At 34.1% G+C, this 18,834-nt stretch carries 15 protein-coding genes and 1 other RNA gene; 5 read left to right on the top strand and 11 right to left on the bottom strand.

Annotated elements, in window-relative coordinates; genetic code table 11:
• Positions 1-61: 61 nt before the first annotated feature.
• Positions 62-1,897 (top strand): LTA synthase family protein, encoded by a 1,836-nt coding sequence (locus ACTJFD_RS03530; RefSeq protein ID WP_442259715.1) that lies wholly within the window; start codon positions 62-64, stop codon positions 1,895-1,897.
• 46 nt (positions 1,898-1,943) lie between these two features.
• On the opposite strand, the gene ACTJFD_RS03525 is transcribed toward ACTJFD_RS03530, so the two are convergent.
• The 5 genes from ACTJFD_RS03525 to adhP form a co-directional block, all read right to left on the bottom strand.
• Positions 1,944-2,657, bottom strand: a complete 714-nt coding sequence (locus ACTJFD_RS03525; RefSeq protein ID WP_442259714.1) for a DUF4811 domain-containing protein — start codon at positions 2,655-2,657, stop codon at positions 1,944-1,946.
• Positions 2,654-4,129 (bottom strand): MDR family MFS transporter, encoded by a 1,476-nt coding sequence (locus ACTJFD_RS03520; protein WP_442259784.1) that lies wholly within the window; start codon positions 4,127-4,129, stop codon positions 2,654-2,656. Before ACTJFD_RS03520 ends, ACTJFD_RS03525 begins: the two co-directional genes overlap by 4 nt.
• 102 nt (positions 4,130-4,231) lie before the next feature.
• Positions 4,232-5,116, bottom strand: coding sequence for a 3-hydroxyacyl-CoA dehydrogenase (locus ACTJFD_RS03515; RefSeq protein WP_442259783.1), 885 nt, complete (start codon positions 5,114-5,116; stop codon positions 4,232-4,234).
• Positions 5,117-5,446: 330 nt separating this feature from the next.
• A complete protein-coding gene (locus tag ACTJFD_RS03510; RefSeq protein WP_442259713.1) occupies positions 5,447-6,199 on the bottom strand; it encodes a helix-turn-helix domain-containing protein in 753 nt (250 codons plus the stop codon).
• A gap of 43 nt (positions 6,200-6,242) precedes the next feature.
• Positions 6,243-7,259, bottom strand: a complete 1,017-nt coding sequence (gene adhP / locus ACTJFD_RS03505) for an alcohol dehydrogenase AdhP (RefSeq protein ID WP_442259712.1) — start codon at positions 7,257-7,259, stop codon at positions 6,243-6,245.
• 310 nt (positions 7,260-7,569) lie between these two features.
• Here adhP and ACTJFD_RS03500 point away from each other — a divergent pair, with 310 nt between their 5' ends.
• Positions 7,570-8,223: a carbonic anhydrase family protein gene (locus tag ACTJFD_RS03500; RefSeq protein ID WP_442259711.1), complete on the top strand. Its 654-nt coding sequence runs from the start codon at positions 7,570-7,572 to the stop codon at positions 8,221-8,223.
• 61 nt (positions 8,224-8,284) lie between these two features.
• On the opposite strand, the gene ACTJFD_RS03495 is transcribed toward ACTJFD_RS03500, so the two are convergent.
• From ACTJFD_RS03495 to tadA, 4 genes are all read right to left on the bottom strand, one after another.
• Positions 8,285-8,803 carry a biotin transporter BioY gene (locus tag ACTJFD_RS03495; RefSeq protein WP_442259710.1) on the bottom strand — a complete coding sequence of 173 codons (519 nt, stop codon included), beginning with the start codon at positions 8,801-8,803 and terminating at the stop codon, positions 8,285-8,287.
• 81 nt (positions 8,804-8,884) lie between these two features.
• Complete coding sequence (locus ACTJFD_RS03490) at positions 8,885-9,862, bottom strand: biotin--[acetyl-CoA-carboxylase] ligase (RefSeq protein ID WP_442259709.1); 978 nt, start codon at positions 9,860-9,862, stop codon at positions 8,885-8,887.
• 115 nt (positions 9,863-9,977) lie between these two features.
• Positions 9,978-10,064: signal recognition particle sRNA small type (ffs, locus tag ACTJFD_RS03485), an RNA gene on the bottom strand.
• 29 nt (positions 10,065-10,093) lie between these two features.
• Positions 10,094-10,597, bottom strand: a complete 504-nt coding sequence (tadA, locus tag ACTJFD_RS03480) for a tRNA adenosine(34) deaminase TadA (protein WP_442259708.1) — start codon at positions 10,595-10,597, stop codon at positions 10,094-10,096.
• Between the two features lie 81 nt (positions 10,598-10,678).
• On the opposite strand from tadA, the gene ACTJFD_RS03475 reads away from it, so the two are divergent.
• Positions 10,679-11,542, top strand: coding sequence for a PucR family transcriptional regulator (locus tag ACTJFD_RS03475; RefSeq protein WP_442259707.1), 864 nt, complete (start codon positions 10,679-10,681; stop codon positions 11,540-11,542).
• On the opposite strand, the gene ACTJFD_RS03470 is transcribed toward ACTJFD_RS03475, so the two are convergent.
• On the bottom strand, positions 11,539-12,240 hold the full coding sequence (locus ACTJFD_RS03470; RefSeq protein ID WP_442259706.1) for a zinc metallopeptidase: 702 nt from the start codon (positions 12,238-12,240) through the stop codon (positions 11,539-11,541). The two genes, ACTJFD_RS03475 and ACTJFD_RS03470, sit on opposite strands and share 4 nt — an antisense overlap.
• Before the next feature lie 249 nt (positions 12,241-12,489).
• Here ACTJFD_RS03470 and ACTJFD_RS03465 point away from each other — a divergent pair, with 249 nt between their 5' ends.
• Both ACTJFD_RS03465 and ACTJFD_RS03460 read left to right on the top strand, forming a co-directional pair.
• Positions 12,490-13,977, top strand: coding sequence for a helix-turn-helix domain-containing protein (locus ACTJFD_RS03465; RefSeq protein WP_442259705.1), 1,488 nt, complete (start codon positions 12,490-12,492; stop codon positions 13,975-13,977).
• Between the two features lie 58 nt (positions 13,978-14,035).
• Positions 14,036-15,244, top strand: coding sequence for a GGDEF domain-containing protein (locus tag ACTJFD_RS03460; RefSeq protein ID WP_442259704.1), 1,209 nt, complete (start codon positions 14,036-14,038; stop codon positions 15,242-15,244).
• Between the two features lie 45 nt (positions 15,245-15,289).
• Here ACTJFD_RS03460 and nifJ read toward each other — a convergent pair whose 3' ends face one another.
• Positions 15,290-18,832 carry a pyruvate:ferredoxin (flavodoxin) oxidoreductase gene (gene nifJ, locus ACTJFD_RS03455; protein WP_442259703.1) on the bottom strand — a complete coding sequence of 1,181 codons (3,543 nt, stop codon included), beginning with the start codon at positions 18,830-18,832 and terminating at the stop codon, positions 15,290-15,292.
• Between the last annotated feature and the right edge of the window lie 2 nt (positions 18,833-18,834).

Raw genomic sequence — 18,834 nt, 5'->3', positions numbered from 1 at the left:
ATTGCTAATTCAATATTTTTATCTTATTCTTAAGCTTGATAAAATTAAAAGGAGAAATATAATGTCACTTGCTTATCAAATTATAACATATTTATTTATCGGTAGTTTTTTTGGAGGATTACACTATCTTTTCTCAGATCCACCCAAGTCATTCGCTACACTTTTTAAAAAAATAGCGGGTCAAACACTCTTTATTAATGTCCTTTCTCTAGTTGTTATTCGTTTTGTTTTAAACAAGCCCAATGCGTTGCTGCCAAGACTCTATGCTACAAATTTCATTTGGAAATATTTGTTATTTACACTGATTATTGGTTTTATTTATTTGCTCGTTCATTTAATCTTAACAAGTAAGATAATCGTAAGAAAAAATAATAAAATGACAGGTAAGAAAAAATATCTTATTTATTTTGGACTTATTTTAGCTTGTTTATTATTTACAATTGGTAGTTTTGCTTACTTAGGAACCAACTGGTTTATTGAGTACTTTGGCGAGCTAACGCCGGAACAATTTTTATTTAATTTAAATTCACCTATTTCTGGAACGGCTTCAGGTGTTTATGACTCTGTTTTAAATACACCTGTCCTCAAACTAATTGGATGTGTGACTTTATTCATCTTTTTAATCACACTCTCTTTCCAAATTTCATGGAAAGATAAAAAAATAGTCACTGATCGGCCCTTAAAAATAATACTATGTGTCATTGCCGTTCTTGTCCTTATTAAAGGTGGTAATTATAGTATTCAAAAATTACAATTAAAAAAAGTAAAACAAGCTTACTTTTCAGACTCGCAATATATTAAAAATAACTATGTCGATCCCAAAGAAGTAAAGCTCGAATTTCCTAGTAAAAAACGTAACTTGATACATCTTTATCTAGAATCATATGAAAATTCTTTTTATGATCGCTCCTTAGGCGGTTATATGGAAAAAAATTTAATGCCTGAATTAGCTAAACTTTCTGAAGAAGGCCTTCATTTCTCAAATAATGATAAATTTGGCGGCCCTCATCAAACCTATGGCTCAAGCTGGTCTGTCGCTTCTATGGTCAATCAAAGTGCCGGATTACCTTTGAAAATACCAATGCGAGGGAATGACTATGGTAAGTCAGGATACTTTCTACCAGGAGCAACAACCATTGGTGACATTTTAAATCAAGAAGGATACAACCAAACGATTATGTTTGGGGCAGATGCTGATTTTGGTGGATTAACTTCTTTCTTTACCAATCACAAAGATTTTCATATTTTTGATGTTAAATATGCTCGTGAACAAGGCTTAATCCCCATGGACTATAATGTTTGGTGGGGCTTTGAAGATAAAAAACTTTATCAATATGCAAAAGATGAGCTCACTCGTTTGGATAAAGAAGGGAAACCTTTTAACTTTACCATGGAAAATGCAGATACTCATTTCCCAGATGGTTATATTGAAGAAGATACACCACGACCTTTTGATAACCAATATGCCAATGTTATTGCGCACTCACAAAAAGAAATTGTTGAACTGGTTCGTTGGATTCAAGCACAGCCCTTTTATGAGAATACAACCATTGTCTTAACAGGCGATCACCCAAGTATGGACCGTAACTTCTTTAAAGGTTGGGATCCAAGCTATCAACGAACAACAACTAATTTAATTTTAAATGGAGATTTTAAAAATAGTCCTCAAGAGATGAAGACAACTTTCAGAGACTTTTCTCCTTTTGACTTTTATCCGACAACACTTTCAGCAATGGGGGTAACTATCCCTGGAAATCGTCTAGGTTTAGGAACGGATTTAACTTCAAATGAAAAAACATTAATTGAACGAGACGGACTTGATACCGTCAATAATGAACTCGCTGAAAACAGCAAGTTTTATAACGTTAATTTTGTATCTGAAAGAAAAATAAAATAAAATAAAAAAGCGCTAAGCAAAATATTAATTTTGTTTAGCGCTTTTGTTAGTCTTTATTACCTTTCTCTTCAATTATTTTTAAAATTTGTTCTTTTTCAAATTGTTGACTGGCTTGTTCAATCATTGTCGCTTGCTCTTTTTTATCTAAATCTGGATTTTTAAGCATGGCTTCTTGAAGTCTTTGCTCGATAGCTCTTTTTAACTCTAATTCCATTTTATCTTTCTGTGAAGACATTTCTTTTTGAACTATTTTAAGTTGATTGGTTGTCAAAACGAGCCAATCATTAGGTACTACAAATTGATTGGTCTCTTTTACAAATTCCTGATCATTTTTTCCCAAATCAAACAAACGTTTGAAACCCGTTGTTTTATATTCCCATACCGTTCGATGAATAGTTAACTGCGCTTCTTTGCCACCTTTAGATAACGTATTAGTCACATAAGAGGTCCCCGTTGATTCTGGTTTCTTTTGTTGTTGACTTGTCTTGTATAAATAAACTGTTTCTTTTCCATTACCTAAAGGTTCATAGAGCAACATATCTGGACCTTTTACTGTTCCACTAGAAACCAGTGATACTACTTTTGTCTTCGTCACTTGTTCCATCCCATAATGATAGGCCACATTTAGGACCATCAGTAGTAAAGATAATGAAAAAATCACACCAAAAATTAAAGAAACAATCGTTTGCCACGTTTTTTTTGCAAAAACATTAATAACCATAAACAGAACGACACTTATTATTAAAATAAAAATAATCATTGTCCTGCCTCCTCTTTACCTGCGTCTTTATTAATCACTGGATTTTTTTTAAGAAATAGTGAAATCGTTAGTCCAAGTATTCCAAAGACAATCGCTACTAAAAAAGCGGCGTGATAACCAGATAAAGTAGCCGTCGTCGCTCCTTCTTTATAAGCGAGTGGGGTCGTTTTCAACATGGTTTTATCCGGTAATTTACTTGTTGTTACATTCGTAAGGACACTAATCAAGATGGCAGTTCCAATAGAACTGGCAATTTGCCTAAATGTATTATTGACTGCTGTACCATGAGTAATTAATTTTTCTGGTAGTGCATTCATACCTGATGTCGTAACTGGCATCATCACCATTGAAATTCCAAACATGCGAATCGCATACAAAACAATAATATATAAAATAGGGGTTGTTTCAGTTAGAAAAGCAAAAGGAGCCGTTGCTGCGGTTAAAATAAACATTCCAGTAATTGCCAATCGTTTTGCTCCATATTTATCAAAAATAATCCCAGTAATCGGCATCATCGCCCCCATCACTAAGGCCCCAGGCAATAACATTAACCCGGAATGAAAAGCTGATTCACCACGTATATTTTGAATATATAATGGGATGACCATCTCTGCTCCAACCATTGCCATATTAGTCACACCGGATAAAATAGCAGCAATCATAAAGACGGGTTCTTTAAACACTCGTAATTCTAAAAACGGGTGCTCTAATTTCAATTGACGACGAGAGAAAAGCGCAATTAAAATAATTCCTAGTATTAAGGTTGAAATAACAATCTTGCTTCCCCAACCATCATTACCTACACTTGAAAAGCCATAAAGCAAACTACCAAAACCTAAAGTAGATAAGATAACTGAGAGGATATCGATACTTGGATTTGATAAAGGGATGACACTTTTCATAAAAAAGAAAGCCAAGACAATCACAATGACGACAATTGGAATAATCATTCCAAATAAATCACGCCAATGATAATGATCAATAATCCACCCCGATAAGGTTGGACCTAAAGCTGGAGCTAAACCGATAACAATTCCTGTCATCCCCATTGCAGCTCCTCTTTTTTCAGGTGGAAAAATAGTTAACATTATCGTCTGAAGTAAGGGCATTGAAACCCCGACTCCAATCGTTTGAATTAATCGACCTATCAATAATAAATTAAAAGATGGCGCTAAAAAACACTGAAGGGTTCCAATTAAAAACGTAATCATTGCAAATAAATAAAGTTTTTTAGAGCTAAATTTGTTCATCATCCAAGCCGTTATTGGAATCATAATTCCATTAACCAACATAAAGCCAGTTGTTAACCATTGAACTGTTGACGCTGAAATTTTAAAATCTTTCATTAAAACAGGAAATGCTGTTGCTAAAAGTGTTTGATTTAAGATAGTACAAAAAGACCCCAGCAACAAAACACTAATCAATAGCACCCGATTATAGGGTTTCCCATTAATATCTACTGCTTGTTTCATTTCACCCATTGATTATTTCACTCCTTTTTTACTCCAAACAAATGGTTAAAAAGAACCCCGACAGTGACTAGGACTATCAGGGTCATCGATTTAATTTAAAATTTACTTCAAGAAATCTTTGTCCATATAAGCAGGATTAGGATATTTATAGAACCCTTCTCCTGTTTGAATTCCTAATTTTCCTTTATCAATATAATTTTCTTTTAAATAAGCGGCCGTTTTTTTAGATTGTGCTGTATTTTCACTTAATGCAATATTATAAGCTGTGTTTAGACCAACCATATCTAATATAGCGAATGGCCCTCTAGGTGACTTAGTTGCAATCATCCAGGTGCGATCGACTGTTTCTGGCAAAGCAACATCATCGATTAATAACTCCTCTGCCGCACGTAAGAAAGGCATTAATAATGAATTCAACATATAACCTGGATGTTCTTTTTTCAATGGTAATGGAATCATCCCAATTTCTTTAGCAAAAGCGATAATACTTTCAAAAACGTCAGGACTTGTTTGTGATGATCCTTGAATTTCGGCTGTATTATTTAACCAAATTTGATTAGCAAAATGTAAAGCGATAAATTTGGTTGGACGACCAGTATCTGCTGCAAAATCACTCGGTAAAAAAGTCGACGTATTCGTTGCAAAAACAGTATGACTGGGTGCCAATGTCGCCAATTTTTTATATAAATCAGCTTTGAATTTTTTAACCTCTGGTATAGCTTCTATCACTAAATCAGCATTTTTTACTGCTGCACCTAAATCAGAGGTATAAGATAAACGTCCCAATGTTTCTTTCATTTGCTCATCTGTAACATGTAAATCATGTTCATAATTTTTAGTTAATCCAGCCATTTTTTGTTTGGCTTTAACTAAAACTTCATCATTAATATCATTCACGACAACATTAAAACCAGAGTAAGCAATTTGAAAAGCAATTTGACTTCCTAATACTCCACTACCAATTACTGTTACATTTTTAAATTTAATCATTATGAAAACCTCTTTCTTTCTTTTTTTAATACGCTCATTTTTTGAACGTCATGATTCACCATTCGATTTAGCTCTTTTCTTTAGTATAGTTTTTATTGTACCTAATATGTTCATTTTTATCAAACGTTATACGAACTAAACGCGTTACTATTTCTTATTTATTTTTCTATTTTCATTCTAACCGTGTCATTAAGCTAAAAATAAGACTTTAAAAACGAGAGATTCCTCCAATTTTTAAAGTCTTATTTTCTAATATTTGGATTGATGTGAATTACATATCGAACAATAGAGAATCCAACTCTATTATTTATTCCAAACAGATTGTCGTTACACCCCTGCAACTGCAATCTGACCTTGGTATGTTTGTCGATAACGTTTTGGCGTTAAACCCGTTACTTCTTTAAATTTCTTCGTAAAGTAAGTCGAATCGTTAAATCCAACATTCATCGCAATGTTACTAATCGGAAAGTCAGTTGTTGACAATTCTTTTTTTGCAACTTCCACTCGATAAATTAAAAGATATTCAGAGAAATTCATCCCTAAGATACTTTTGACCAAACGACTCACATGATATTTACTCATATTTAAAAAAGCTGCCAATTTATCCAACGTTAGTGCTTCTGCATAATTTTCATGAATAAACCGCAAAATTTTATGTTGTAGGGTGAGTGATGTATTTTGATCACTCCCTTTTTCAATATCCAATAACGACACTTGATTAATTGATTTGATTGCACGGTCCATTGCATAAATAAAATCTTGGTCTATTGGTGTAACCAAATAATCAATCATACCATAACGTAACGCTTTTTGAGCCATCTTAAAGTCTTCTTTTTCAGATGTTATAATCGTTTTCAAATTAGGAAAACGTTCCAATAAATATTTGTGTACCTTAAAAGCATTTAACGTTTCGTTGTTAATAACCGCCAACTCAACTTGTTGATGTTCCAGCAGTTGATAAAATTCAGTTTTGGTGGTTACTACAGGTAATACGATAACGTTAGCAAAATATTTTCGAATCATGAGTTGCATGCTTTGACTCGTTTGTTCATCTTTTTCAATCAAAATTAAATTACACAAAATAATCACCTCTCATAATAGAGCACTAGATAATTATATTGTATTAATGTTTGTCACAAAAATCAATCACCATACGACCTTTTATTTTACCATCCATCATTTCATCAAAGATATCGTTTACATCTTCAACTGGACGCATATGTACTTTTGGCACCACTAAACCTTCTGCTCCAAATTGGAATGCTTCAGCTAAGTCTGTACGCGTACCGACTAATGAGCCGACTACTTTGATACCATCTAATACTAGACGTGGAATATTTAAATCCATACTTTCTGAAGGTAAGCCTACAGCAACAATCGTTCCACCTGCACGAACGCAATCAATGGCTGAGTTAAATGCTGCTTTAGAAACAGCGGTAACAACAGCGGCATGCGCTCCACCTGTTAGTTCTTGTATTTTTTTAGCTGCATCTTCTTTGGCTGGATTTATGACTAAATCTGCTCCAAATTCTTTAGCAAAATCTAATTGTAAATCATTGATATCTATTCCGATAACTTTAGCGTTGAATACTTTTTTAGCATATTGTAGTGCCAAGTTTCCTAAACCACCTAAGCCATAAATCGCAATCCATTGACCTGGTTTTATATTTGATTCTTTAATTGCTTTATAAGTAGTCACTCCTGCACAAGTAATACTACTTGCTTCAGCTGAACCTAGTCCATCTGGAACTTTAACCGCATAATCTGCAGTAACAATACATTCTTCAGCCATTCCACCATCAACTGTATAACCAGCATTTTTGACAGAGCGACATAATGTTTCTTGGCCATTAACGCAATACTCACATTTTCCACAACTTTCAAACATCCAAGCAACACTTGAACGATCGCCAACTTTTAGTGACGTCACGTCTTCACCAACAGCGATGACACGTCCGATACCCTCATGTCCTAAAACTCGACCGGTTACATCTCCAAAATCTCCATTTTTAACGTGTAAATCCGTATGACATACTCCACAACATTCCATTTTTAATAATGCTTCATTGGCCTTTAATGGACGTAATTCTTTTTCAACAATCTCAACTTTTTTATTGGCACCTACTATTGCTGCTTTCATTATTAGATACACCCTCTCATTAAAATAGAATGTGAATGTATGAACAAGGATAGTCACACTTGTCCGTCATTCAACAATCTAATTCTAGCACTTAAAATACGGATAAAACATAAATATATTATTCATTTTCAGTACTTTTTAAATTGTTTTTTACTTATTTTTATGCTTTCCTTTAAATCAACTCGTGAAAACACACACAATTTTATTTGATTCAATATCAACTATTTTGTCATTTTTAAACCTTTTTATTTGCAATAATCCCTATCTTTTCGATAAGATAAAAAAAATTAGATTTTCGGGGGATTTTTTTATGCTAAAAAGTAATCAATATAAAAGGTGGGATTTTTCAAAACAAGATGATTGGTGTTTTGTTTCGAAAATGAGTCAATCACCAATTAATGTTAATACTAATGAGGTTGTACCTATGCGAGACAAGGGGAAAATCGAACTAAATTATGAAAAAAAATTATTAGACCTTTTTGATACCGGGTGTGCTATCCAAGGAAATATGAAAGGGACGGCTAAAATAAATGGTCGCCTTTTTGAGTTACAACAATTTCATTTTCATGCTCACAGTGAGCATCAGATAGACCAACTCATTTACCCTTTAGAACTCCACATTGTTCACCAATCTCAAAGTGGGAAACTTGCAGTTATTGCCCTTCTATTTGAACTTGGAGAAGAAAATCAAGTTTTAAAAAACATGGTTAACGCATTTCAATTTCCTCTTAAGGATCATTATTTAGCCTTAGCTGATTTAATTCCTTTAGATAGAACTTTTTATCATTATCAAGGCTCTTTAACAAGTCCACCTTTAACGGAAAATGTCGAATGGTATCTTTTTTCTAATCCCATTTCCTTAAGTCCATCTCAATTAAAAATGCTAACCAAGCACTATCCTCATAACCATCGGAATATCCAACCTTTAAATAAAAGACCGATTTTAATTAAAAAAGATAAATAAAAAACACACTGATTTTCAGTCTAGATTGAAGATCAGTGTGTTTTTCGATTCTCGTCATTTTTTAAACCAATAAACCTATTCGTTTCTGCACCCTTTTTGTGATGATTAAGAGAATCCCTATTTTAAAAAAATCAAAGAATAAGAAAGGTAAAACACATGTAGCAAAGACCACTTTTAATGGTAAAGAGGTTAACCATATAAAATAAAGAGTGCCTACAAAATAATTAAAAAATAGACCACTCATCAATCCAAAAATTAAATAAGATTTTTTAAACTTTTCTGCTCCCCAACCCGCTAAATAAGCCATAATAGGAAAACTTAAAAGAAAACCACCAGTCGGTCCAAAGAAAACAGCCACCCCTCCCGAAAAATTAGCAAAAACGGGTAACCCCATCAGTCCCAATAACAAATATAAAAGAGCCGCTATACTCCCTAATCTCTTCCCTAATAAAAGACCTGCTAAAGGGATTGCAAACGTCTGTAACGTTACCGGAACCACCGTTAATGGCAAACTAACTTGTGATAAGACAATAATAATTGCTGTCATCAATGAAACATGAACTAATTTTTTTGTTGACATTTTTTCAGCTCCTTTTTTCAAGTATAAAAAAAAGAAACTCTGTTGTCAACCTATGATATAATAAAAGGTTGACAACGACTTTTATAATTTCAAACGAACCTCTCCAGTATTCAGAAAAAGCTCTCGCCCATCTTCTTTTTTGATTTGTAACTGTCCTTCTTGATCAATTCCTAAAACAAGAGCTGGATAAGTTGTCTTTCCTTGTAAAATGGTCACCCACTCATTTAATCCTAACAAGTGTGAACGGTAATCAGCTAATAGTTGCCTTTCGTCCACTGTTTTCAAATCTAAAATCAAACTTTCTATCAGATTTCCTAATAATTCATTCCGAGAAATCATTCTTTCTTCCGTTGAAAAAAGGCCCTGAGCGGTCTGTGCTACTTCTTGACTAAATGCTTCCTTAGGCGTTGAAAAATTGAAGCCAACACCAACCACAATCCAATCAATCTCTCCACTTTCAAAATTAGTCACTGCTTCTGTTAGAATTCCGCAAACTTTTTTATCTTGATAAAATAAGTCATTTACCCATTTTATAGTTAACTCTTTTCCTGTTAACTTTTTAATCACTTGAACTATTTTTACTGCAATATACATCGTGATTAATGTCGGAGTCGAAAAATTAAAATCTTCTTTTTTAAGAATTAAACTAAAATAAAGACCTGTATTTTCAGGAGATTCAAATGTTTTACCGTATCGCCCTCTCCCCGCGGTTTGCTCATTGGCTATTACTATTTTTTTAGATAATTCTCCATTGATTGCTAATTCTTTTGCATAGCGATTTGTTGAATCAATAGTATCAAAGTACTCCAAACGAACTGCTCCAGCTGTTTTTTCTAAAAAAGGAAGAAGGCCAGCAATACTGATTCGATCCTTTGTTTTACTTAAACAATATCCCAGGTTCCTTTTTGCTTCAATTTCAAAACCTTCTTTTTCTAATTGTTTTATTGCTTTCCAAATTGCATTTCTGGAAAGCCCCAAATATTCAGCAAGTTTAACCCCAGAAATATAGTCACCTTGATGCTTTTCTAGATACATTAAAACTTTTTCTTTTGTTGTCAATGGATCACTTCCCTTTACTTTGAAAATAAAAAAATCTGGTTCATGAATACAATAATTGTATCATGAACCAGATGAATATAAAATTATGAAAAATAAAAAAGCCTACTTTGGCTTTATCATTATCAGACACATGGTAGCACTCACGTAGTGCTGCTTCCTTCCAGATCTGACACGCTTAGCGAGCCTACCATTGTCCTAGCCTTGCGGCAAAACCCATTATACTAAACTTTATTAAGAATTACTAGTCTTTTTCTTCATTAACTTTTTTTTAGCTCTCAACTCTTTAAAAAAGTCAGTTAATAAAGTAGCGGTTTCTTCTTCTAAAACACCAGATTCAACTTCACATCGGTGATTCAAACGCTCATCATCTAACAAATGATACAAGCTGTCACAAGCACCTGCTTTAGGGTCTTTCGCTCCATAATAGACTTGTGGAATACGTGAATTCAGAATGGCTCCACTACACATTGGACAAGGTTCTAACGTGACAAATAGAGCGGCACCTTCTAAACGCCAACTTTTCAATGAGCGATTAGCCGCTTTAATCGCTAAAATCTCTGCATGAGTGGTTGCATCTTGGGATAGTTCACGAACATTGTGTCCTCTGCCTATAATATTACCCTCAAAAACAATGACTGCCCCAATCGGAACTTCAGCGATTGTCGCCGCCTTTTTTGCTTCTAAGATTGCTTCACGCATATAATATTCTTTTTCTTGATTACTAAACTTTTCCATTTATTCTTTAAATCTCCTTTACTCAGATTAAACTTTTAAAATAAAATATGATAAACTAAAGATACTAAACAGAAGGGAAAAGTGAATAAAATTATGAAACTTTCTGAATTAAATCAACTCTATCCCAACGGTTTTCTTGCTCAAGAGCCACTAAAAGATGAGCGCTTCTTCACTCTCTATTTCAATAATCAATGGTTTCACATCCCTAAACAAACGATTACCGAAAAAGAAAAAAAATTACTCCTTCTTCTTTTTCCACAAGATAGTTTACCAGCTGATGTGGTTACTCACTCTTGGTTCCAATACTTGTATAATCATCAAAAAAACTTACCTAAAACTGAAGGAACTTATCGTATTATCCAAATTAATTTAAAAAATGAAACACCCGTAGCTCAGGAATGGCTCACCCATTTTGCTGGAATGTTTCAAGAAGTTGACGATTTTTTCTTTATCAATAAAAAACAAGCAGTTATCATTGAAAAACAAGCGAAAATCCAATACCTACTAGCAGATATCGAAGGCATGCTCTTAACCTTAGAAAGTGATTTTCTCGTCCAAGCAAGACTTTTTGTTGGTACATTCCATACCATGACCTCACAATTTATCGACTTTTTTAAAGAAGAACAACATCTTTTTCAAACGTATCAAAAAGATGCTATTCGTCTCTTTTCTTTTCAAGATGTTGCACTTGATTATTTAACTCATCAAGCCATAAAAAATAGTAAAACAATGCAAGATTTAAAAATTTCATTGCAATTTGACGATGACTTAAACAACATCATCAAAACACTTTGGCAAGAACAAGGAAATATTACTTCTGCTTCAAAAAAACTATACATTCATCGAAATACGTTACAATATCGATTAGATAAATTTTACGAACGGACTGGTTTTTCTTTAAAAAATATGAATGATTTAACTTTATGTTATTTATTAATTAATTAATTCCGACGATTACCAAACAATATCACTAAGCGTAAAAGTTGTAAGAGCGAGGTAATCGCGGCAGCAACATAAGTTAAGGCGGCAGCAATCAAAACACGTCTCGCCATGACTAGTTCATCATTGTCTAAAACCTGTTCTTCCTTTAAAATAGCTAAAGCTTGTCTTGATGCGTTAAACTCAACGGGTAACGTTACCACTTGAAAAATAAAAGTTAACGCAAAACACCAAATACCAATGGTAACTAAAATAGGTAAACTACTGAAAAAAATCGATCCAATCAAAATCAAAGGTATCGAAAGGCTTGCTCCAATGTTAACAGCAGGAACTAATGCGGCTCTTAACTTTAAAGGCCAGTAACTTTTAGCATCTTGAACGGCATGACCACATTCGTGCGCAGCAACACCGATAGCAGCAACTGATGTTGAATCCGCAACGGTTTCAGACAAACTTAGAATTTTAGTATGCGAATTGTAGTTATCGGTTAAATCTCCGGCAATTTGACGAACACCGACATTATGAATGTCCGAAGCCCTTAAAATAAAGTTAGCTGCATCTGTCCCAGTATAACCTTTTTTACTTTTTACTTTCGCATATTTGCGATAGGTGCTGTTAACATAACTTGATGCGACTAAAGAAATCAACATCCCAATAATGACTAAAATATACGTACGATCTAAAAATGGATACATCATATACATCAAACATAACCTCCTAATGAATAGTTAGCTTCATTCTAACAGATATTAAAGCTTTACACTTTATTTTATCTTATTCTTTTGATTATTTTTAGAATATTATGTTAGGATTGTGTTTTCTTTTTATAGATTTTTGATAAAAAGTAGTGTATCTTTAGTAATGTCTAGCCTTATTGAAAAGGCTTTTTTAAACTTTATCCACTACTCAAAATAAAAAATATTATTTCATCCTGTCTAGGGGGCGATATTAACATGCGCGAATTATTAGATATTCCAACACAGCGGCGACTTAAAATTCTTGAACATCTAGATGAGGCTTCTGGTTGGATTAGTTCAAATGAATTAGCCCAAGAAAATAAAGCATCTTTACGAACCATCAGTAACGATGTTAGTTATTTAAAAGAAGCATGGTATCCACAATTTAAAATTGAAACGTCAAAAAAAAGTGGCGTTCGTTTAAAACGCCAAGCGAATACCCATATGAAGATTCTTTATCGCCATATTTATGAGAATTCAGATGCCTTCAAATTATTAGAAGCTATTTTTTTTGATACTACCTTGAGCATTGAAAAATGGGGCGAACGTTTATTTATTAGTGAATCTTCTCTCTATCGTATTATCAATGAGATGTCCCAATCACTCGAATCTTTTGGTCTATCATTAGAGAAAAAACCTTGTCGAATTATCGGAAATCTGGAAACTAACGTCCGCTTTTTCTACACTCGTTTTTTTAAAGAAAAATATTTGATTTGTGATTGGCCTTTTGAAGCCACTCGTGATATTTCTATTTCTTTTTGCCAAGATTTATTACATTTAAGTGATACAAGAATTAGCGAGGAACTCTTAATCCAGCTTAGCCATCTAGTTAATATCAGTCTTATTCGAAGTAGCCAAGGTTTTTTTATTAAAACAAAGTTATCAATCGAACAAAGTAAAATGGTCAATCGGATTAGACAAGATGAACAGCTTACACCAAAACTCAATGAACTCTTGCTAACCTATAACTTAAAAAACGAAACAAAAGAAATCGAGCAGCTTGTCTATACTTTTGCTAGTTTTTTAACATACTGGCTACCTGATGAACAAATTGATTTTTCTGTTGAGCATGATATTCAACAATTTCTAGCGGATATCCAGGAAACGTTTAATCTCAAATTACCAGCGGCTATTTTTGAACGACTTATCAGTAAAATTGAACATTTTTACCTTTTTTATCAGATTTATCCGTATCAAAATTATTTAATTTTTGATGATTATCGACAAAGTGCATTAAACATTAAGATTGAATTTCCAATTTTAAATAGAGTCATCGAAACACTTCTCAAACAAATGGAAGAAACAACGGATTTTCCGTGGTATCAATTATTTTATACTAAAATTCTTTTTACCTTAGTCACCCAATGGGATCATCTAACCGAGCAAATTGATGCCCAAAAGAAAAAAGTTGAGCTACTTATTTTAACTGATTTAGGCGAAAACCATGGACTCTATCTAACACAGCAAATCAAAAAGAATTTTCGCGATAAAGTTCTCTTACATTACTATGCTGATCCAGTAACTCTTTTAAATCTAGATTCACAAGAAAAATTTTCAAAATATGATATTGTCGTTACTACTTTTTTTACAGAGTTTATTCCTCAAGATAAGTTACTAATTATCGACAATATCCCCTCCAATCGAGATTGGCGAACAATCCGTCAAGTTGTCAACCAAGAATATCAAATCAAAAGAAAAAATTAGGATAGAACGCTTGCAGTTTATTCTAATTTTTTTTATCTATTAGAAATGGTGAAAACTTATGTTTCCTTTTATCACAGCTTATATTACTAATATCTATCTAATTATTGGAGCTATTTTGGCTTTATATTTTTTAGCTTTAAGTAATTCTTTAGTTAGTTCTCATGATTTGAACCAAAAAAAAATCATTTTTAATTCTAAAACAGATCAATTGATTCTTTCTTTAAAATCGAAAATTTTACTCGGTATTTTTACTGGCATCTTTTGTTTTTATATCTCTAAAAATGAAATTCCGATTCCCTTTGGTATGGCTACCGACATTGATTTACAATATCTTCCGATTTTTTTTGCTGTTGTTTACGCTTCACCTTTGACCGGTACAATTGGTACTTTTTTATTATTATTTTTACGCTTTTTAAACTATCTAACGACCAATCAACCTCTCTCTAGTTTTGGACATGATATCCCCCTTATTTTAATCATTCTTGCGCTCAGTTTAATCGCTGACCAAAAACCCATTACCTACCAAAAAACCTCATGTCTTTTTCTAGGGTACTCTTTAATCGCTCGTTTTTTTATTTTCACGTTCGCCAATTATCCGATTTGGGATTTAAATAAAACCATTAATATGACCGTCCATTTTTTTGTTTTTACTAGTGGCTTTTTAATTGCCTCTTACATTATTAATAAATTAATTGATGTCTTTCAATCTCTACATATTTATCGAACTTCTGCTACTTATGATACTTTAACTAATATTTATAACAAAGAGTCTTTTCTCTTCTTTTTAGATCATGCTTACAATGATGCGTTGCTTGATCAACAATCCTTCTCTTTAGCAATCCTAGATATTGATAATTTCAAAAAAATAAATGATACTTATGGACATTTAGCTGGTGATGAGATCATTGCTGATGTGGCTCAACTAATCAAGAAACAGCTCAACTCTCAAAGTCTTTTATTTTTTCGCATTGGTGGAGATGAATTTGCGATTATCGATCGAAAAAAAGGCCATAGTAAAAAACAGTTAATTGACCATGTACAACGGCTATTTTCATTTTTTGATAAGAAAAAATTCAATGCCAATCAACAACAAATTAAGGTGCAACTCTCTGTTGGCATCGTTAATATTTTTCCTAATAAAAAAAGAAAAGAACAAAACAGTTTAACCGTTAAAGATATTTTTAATCTCGCTGATCACTCTTTATATGAAGCAAAAAAAGAGGACTCAAAAAAAGTAGTCACTCAAGATTATTTTTTATTTACATAAAAGGACGGATAAGAATTTTAAATTCTCATCCGCCCTTTTTAAATACTATTTTTTATTTTTTCCCGATAACTCTTGATATTTTTGATTTCTTTCAATGACATCTTCTGCTGACTGGGTTATTAATTCATCTACCTCTGCCTCATTTTGTAAAATATTACTTAACGCTGAAAAACGTGTTTGATGCTTAAAGAAATCCGATAATTTTTCAAAGGCAACTTTACGAGAATCAATTTTCAAAGGCTCTTTTCCTTTTTCAATCAGTAATGGATTGTAACGATATAATGGCCAATATCCAGATTCAACAGCATCTTTTGCGACTTGAATCGATTGACTCATTCCACCTTTAATTCCATGATTGATACAAGGAACATAACCGATAATCAAAGAAGGACCCGGATAACTTTCGGCTTCTGCTATTGCTTTAATCGTTTGATTTGGATTAGCATTTAATGATATTTGTGCCACGTAAACATGACCATACGTCATTGCCATCAAACCTAAATCTTTTTTAGCTGTTCGCTTCCCATCAGATGAGAACTTCGCAATCGCAGCGGTTGGCGTTGCTTTAGATATTTGTCCGCCAGTATTTGAATAAATTTCATTATCCATCACAAAAATATTAACATCTTCACCACTCGCAAGAACATGGTCGATACCACCAAAACCGATATCATATGCCCAACCATCGCCCCCCATCATCCATTGACTAGGTTTCACAAAAAGATCTTTTTGCTCTAATAAGGAGGCTAGCTCAGGGTAAGTCCCTTGCTCTTCTTCAAGCAAAGCGATTAATTTGGTTGAGCGTTGGCGAGAACCTGCCCCTTCCCAAATGTGTTCTATCCAATCCCTCATTAAGTTTTGTAAGGCAGAAGATCCCACTGATTTAGCCAACAAGGTCTGTATTTTATTTTTCAAAGCCGTACGTTGTGTTTTATTGGCAAGGTACATACCAAAGCCAAACTCAGCATTGTCTTCTAATAAGGAGTTACTCCACGCTGGGCCTTGACCTTCCTCATTTGTTGTATAAGGAGTCGCTGGTGAAGAGGCACCCCAAATCGAAGAACAACCTGTTGCATTCGCAATCATTAAACGGTCACCATACAATTGAGTGATTAATTTAACGTATGAGGTTTCGCCACAGCCTTCACAAGCTCCTGAAAATTCAAGTAGTGGTTTTTCAAACTGAGAACCACGAATGGTTTCAATTTTTTTAACTGGATTCGCTTTTTGTTTTAATGTCATTGCAAAAGCCCAATTCAGTGCTTCATCTTTTTGTGTTTCATAAGGGCGCATCACAAGTGCTTTTTCTTTTGCTGGACACGCTTCAACACATAGACCACAACCAGTGCAATCCTCAACGGAAACTTGAATACGATACATCAACCCATCCGCCCCACGCATCTCACGTGTGATAAATCCTTCAGGAGCTTCCTTAGCTTCTGTTTCATCAGCTAGGAATGGGCGAATAGCAGCATGTGGACAAATAAAGGCACATTCATTACACATGGTACAAGCATCTGGTAACCATTCTGGAACCTCTAAAGCCACACTTCGTTTTTCAAAAGCCGTGGTTCCCATGGGGATATTTCCAGATTCCATGTCATTATCAATCAAGGTTTGCACACTAAGCTGATCCCCTTCTTGGCGATTAATCGGTTCTAAAATCTCACGAACATATTTGGGTTTATTAAAATCAATCAAGTCACTTTTAACTTCAAGTCCTACCCATTCTTCTGGAATTTCAATTTTTTGCAAACGCTCAGACGTTAAATCAATTGCTAATTGATTACGTGCCACGACTTCCAATGATTTTTTACCATAGGCCTCATTCACTTCTTCTTTTAAATAAGTTGGATACTGTGCTCGAGAAATCAACTGGGTTAACTCAAAAAAGGCAGTCGACATCACAGTATTAATACGGCGACCTAAACCAACTTCTGTTGCTAGTTCATACGCATTAATCACATAAAATTGCGCTTCTTTTTCAGCTAACTCTTTTTTCAAACGCTTTGGTAACAATCTAAGCACACGTTCTTTATCCCACGTTGTATTGAGTAAGAAAATACCACCCTTTTTTAGGCCTTTAACTAAATCATACTGATGTAGATAGGCAGCATTATGGCAGCCGATAAAATCAGCTTGTTCAATCAAATAAGTAGATTTTATTTCATCTGGGCCAAAGCGTAAGTGAGAAATGGTCAACCCACCTGATTTTTTAGAATCGTAAGAAAAATAACCTTGAGCATATAAATCTGTATGATTTCCAATAATTTTAATGGCTTGTTTATTTGCTCCTACCGTTCCATCTGAACCAAAGCCCCAAAATTTAGCTTGATAAGTGGCTTGCGTTGTTAAATCAAGCATAGGTCCAACTGGTAGTGATAAATTAGTCGCGTCGTCCTTGATGCCAACCGTAAAGCGGTACTTAAGTTGGTTAGGTGCTAATTTCAAATGATCATAAACTGCCTCGATTTGATTTGGTGTGACATCTTTTGAACCTAATCCAAAACGTCCTCCAATAACAATCGGACGATTAGGATGACGATAAAGAGCACTTTGAACATCTAAAAGTAATGGCTCACCATCCGCACCTGGTTCTTTTGTTCGATCTAACACAGCGACACGAGTCACACTTGTCGGTAGTTTAGCTAAAAGATTATCGGTTGGAAACGGACGATATAAATGAATATTAAGATGCCCCACACGACGTCCTTGATGATTGAGATAATCCACCGTCTGACGAATCGTTGGTGAGACAGAGCCCATTGAAATAATGACTTCTGTTGCATCTTTATGTCCGTAATAATTCGTTAAATCATAGTCTGTTCCACGTAATTTATTAATTTTAGTCATATATTTTTGTACCATTGAAGGCACATCATCATAATATTGATTGATTGTTTCTCGTTGTTGGAAATGAATATCAGGATTTTGATTTGTTCCAGAAACGGTCGGATGATTTGGATTCATTCCACGAGTTCTAAAACGAGTCAAGCTAGCTTGATCGAGTAAATTAGCTAAATCTTCATAGGCTAAAACATCAATTTTTTGTATTTCATGACTTGTTCTAAAACCATCAAAAAAATTAATAAATGGTAAACTCGCTTCTAGACTAGTCAAATGCGCCACTGCAGATAAGTCCATCACTTCTTGAACTGAGCTTTCAGCTAACATACAAAAACCAGTTTGGCGTGCAGCCATGACATCTCCATGGTCACCAAAAATGCTAAGAGCATTCGTTGTCACCGCACGACTCGCGACATGAAAAACTGACGGTAATAATTCTCCTGCAATCTTATACATATTTGGAACCATTAGTAACAAGCCTTGAGAAGCTGTGTAAGTTGAAGTTAAAGCGCCTGCTTTTAGTGAACCGTGAACAGCACCCGCCGCACCCGCTTCAGATTGCATATTTACAATCCTAACAGGCTCACCAAAAATATTTTTTTTACCTTGAACCGACCACTCTTCGACCACCTCAGCCATCGTTGAACTTGGAGTAATTGGATAAACAGCGGCAACCTCAGTAAAAGCATATGAAATATAGGCTGCTGCGGTATTACCATCCATTGTCATTTTCTGCATCATTG

This window comes from Vagococcus sp. (assembly GCF_052102835.1).
In the GTDB taxonomy this organism is placed as follows: Bacteria; Bacillota; Bacilli; order Lactobacillales; family Vagococcaceae; genus Vagococcus.
This window is presented reverse-complemented; position numbering and strand designations above follow the sequence as displayed.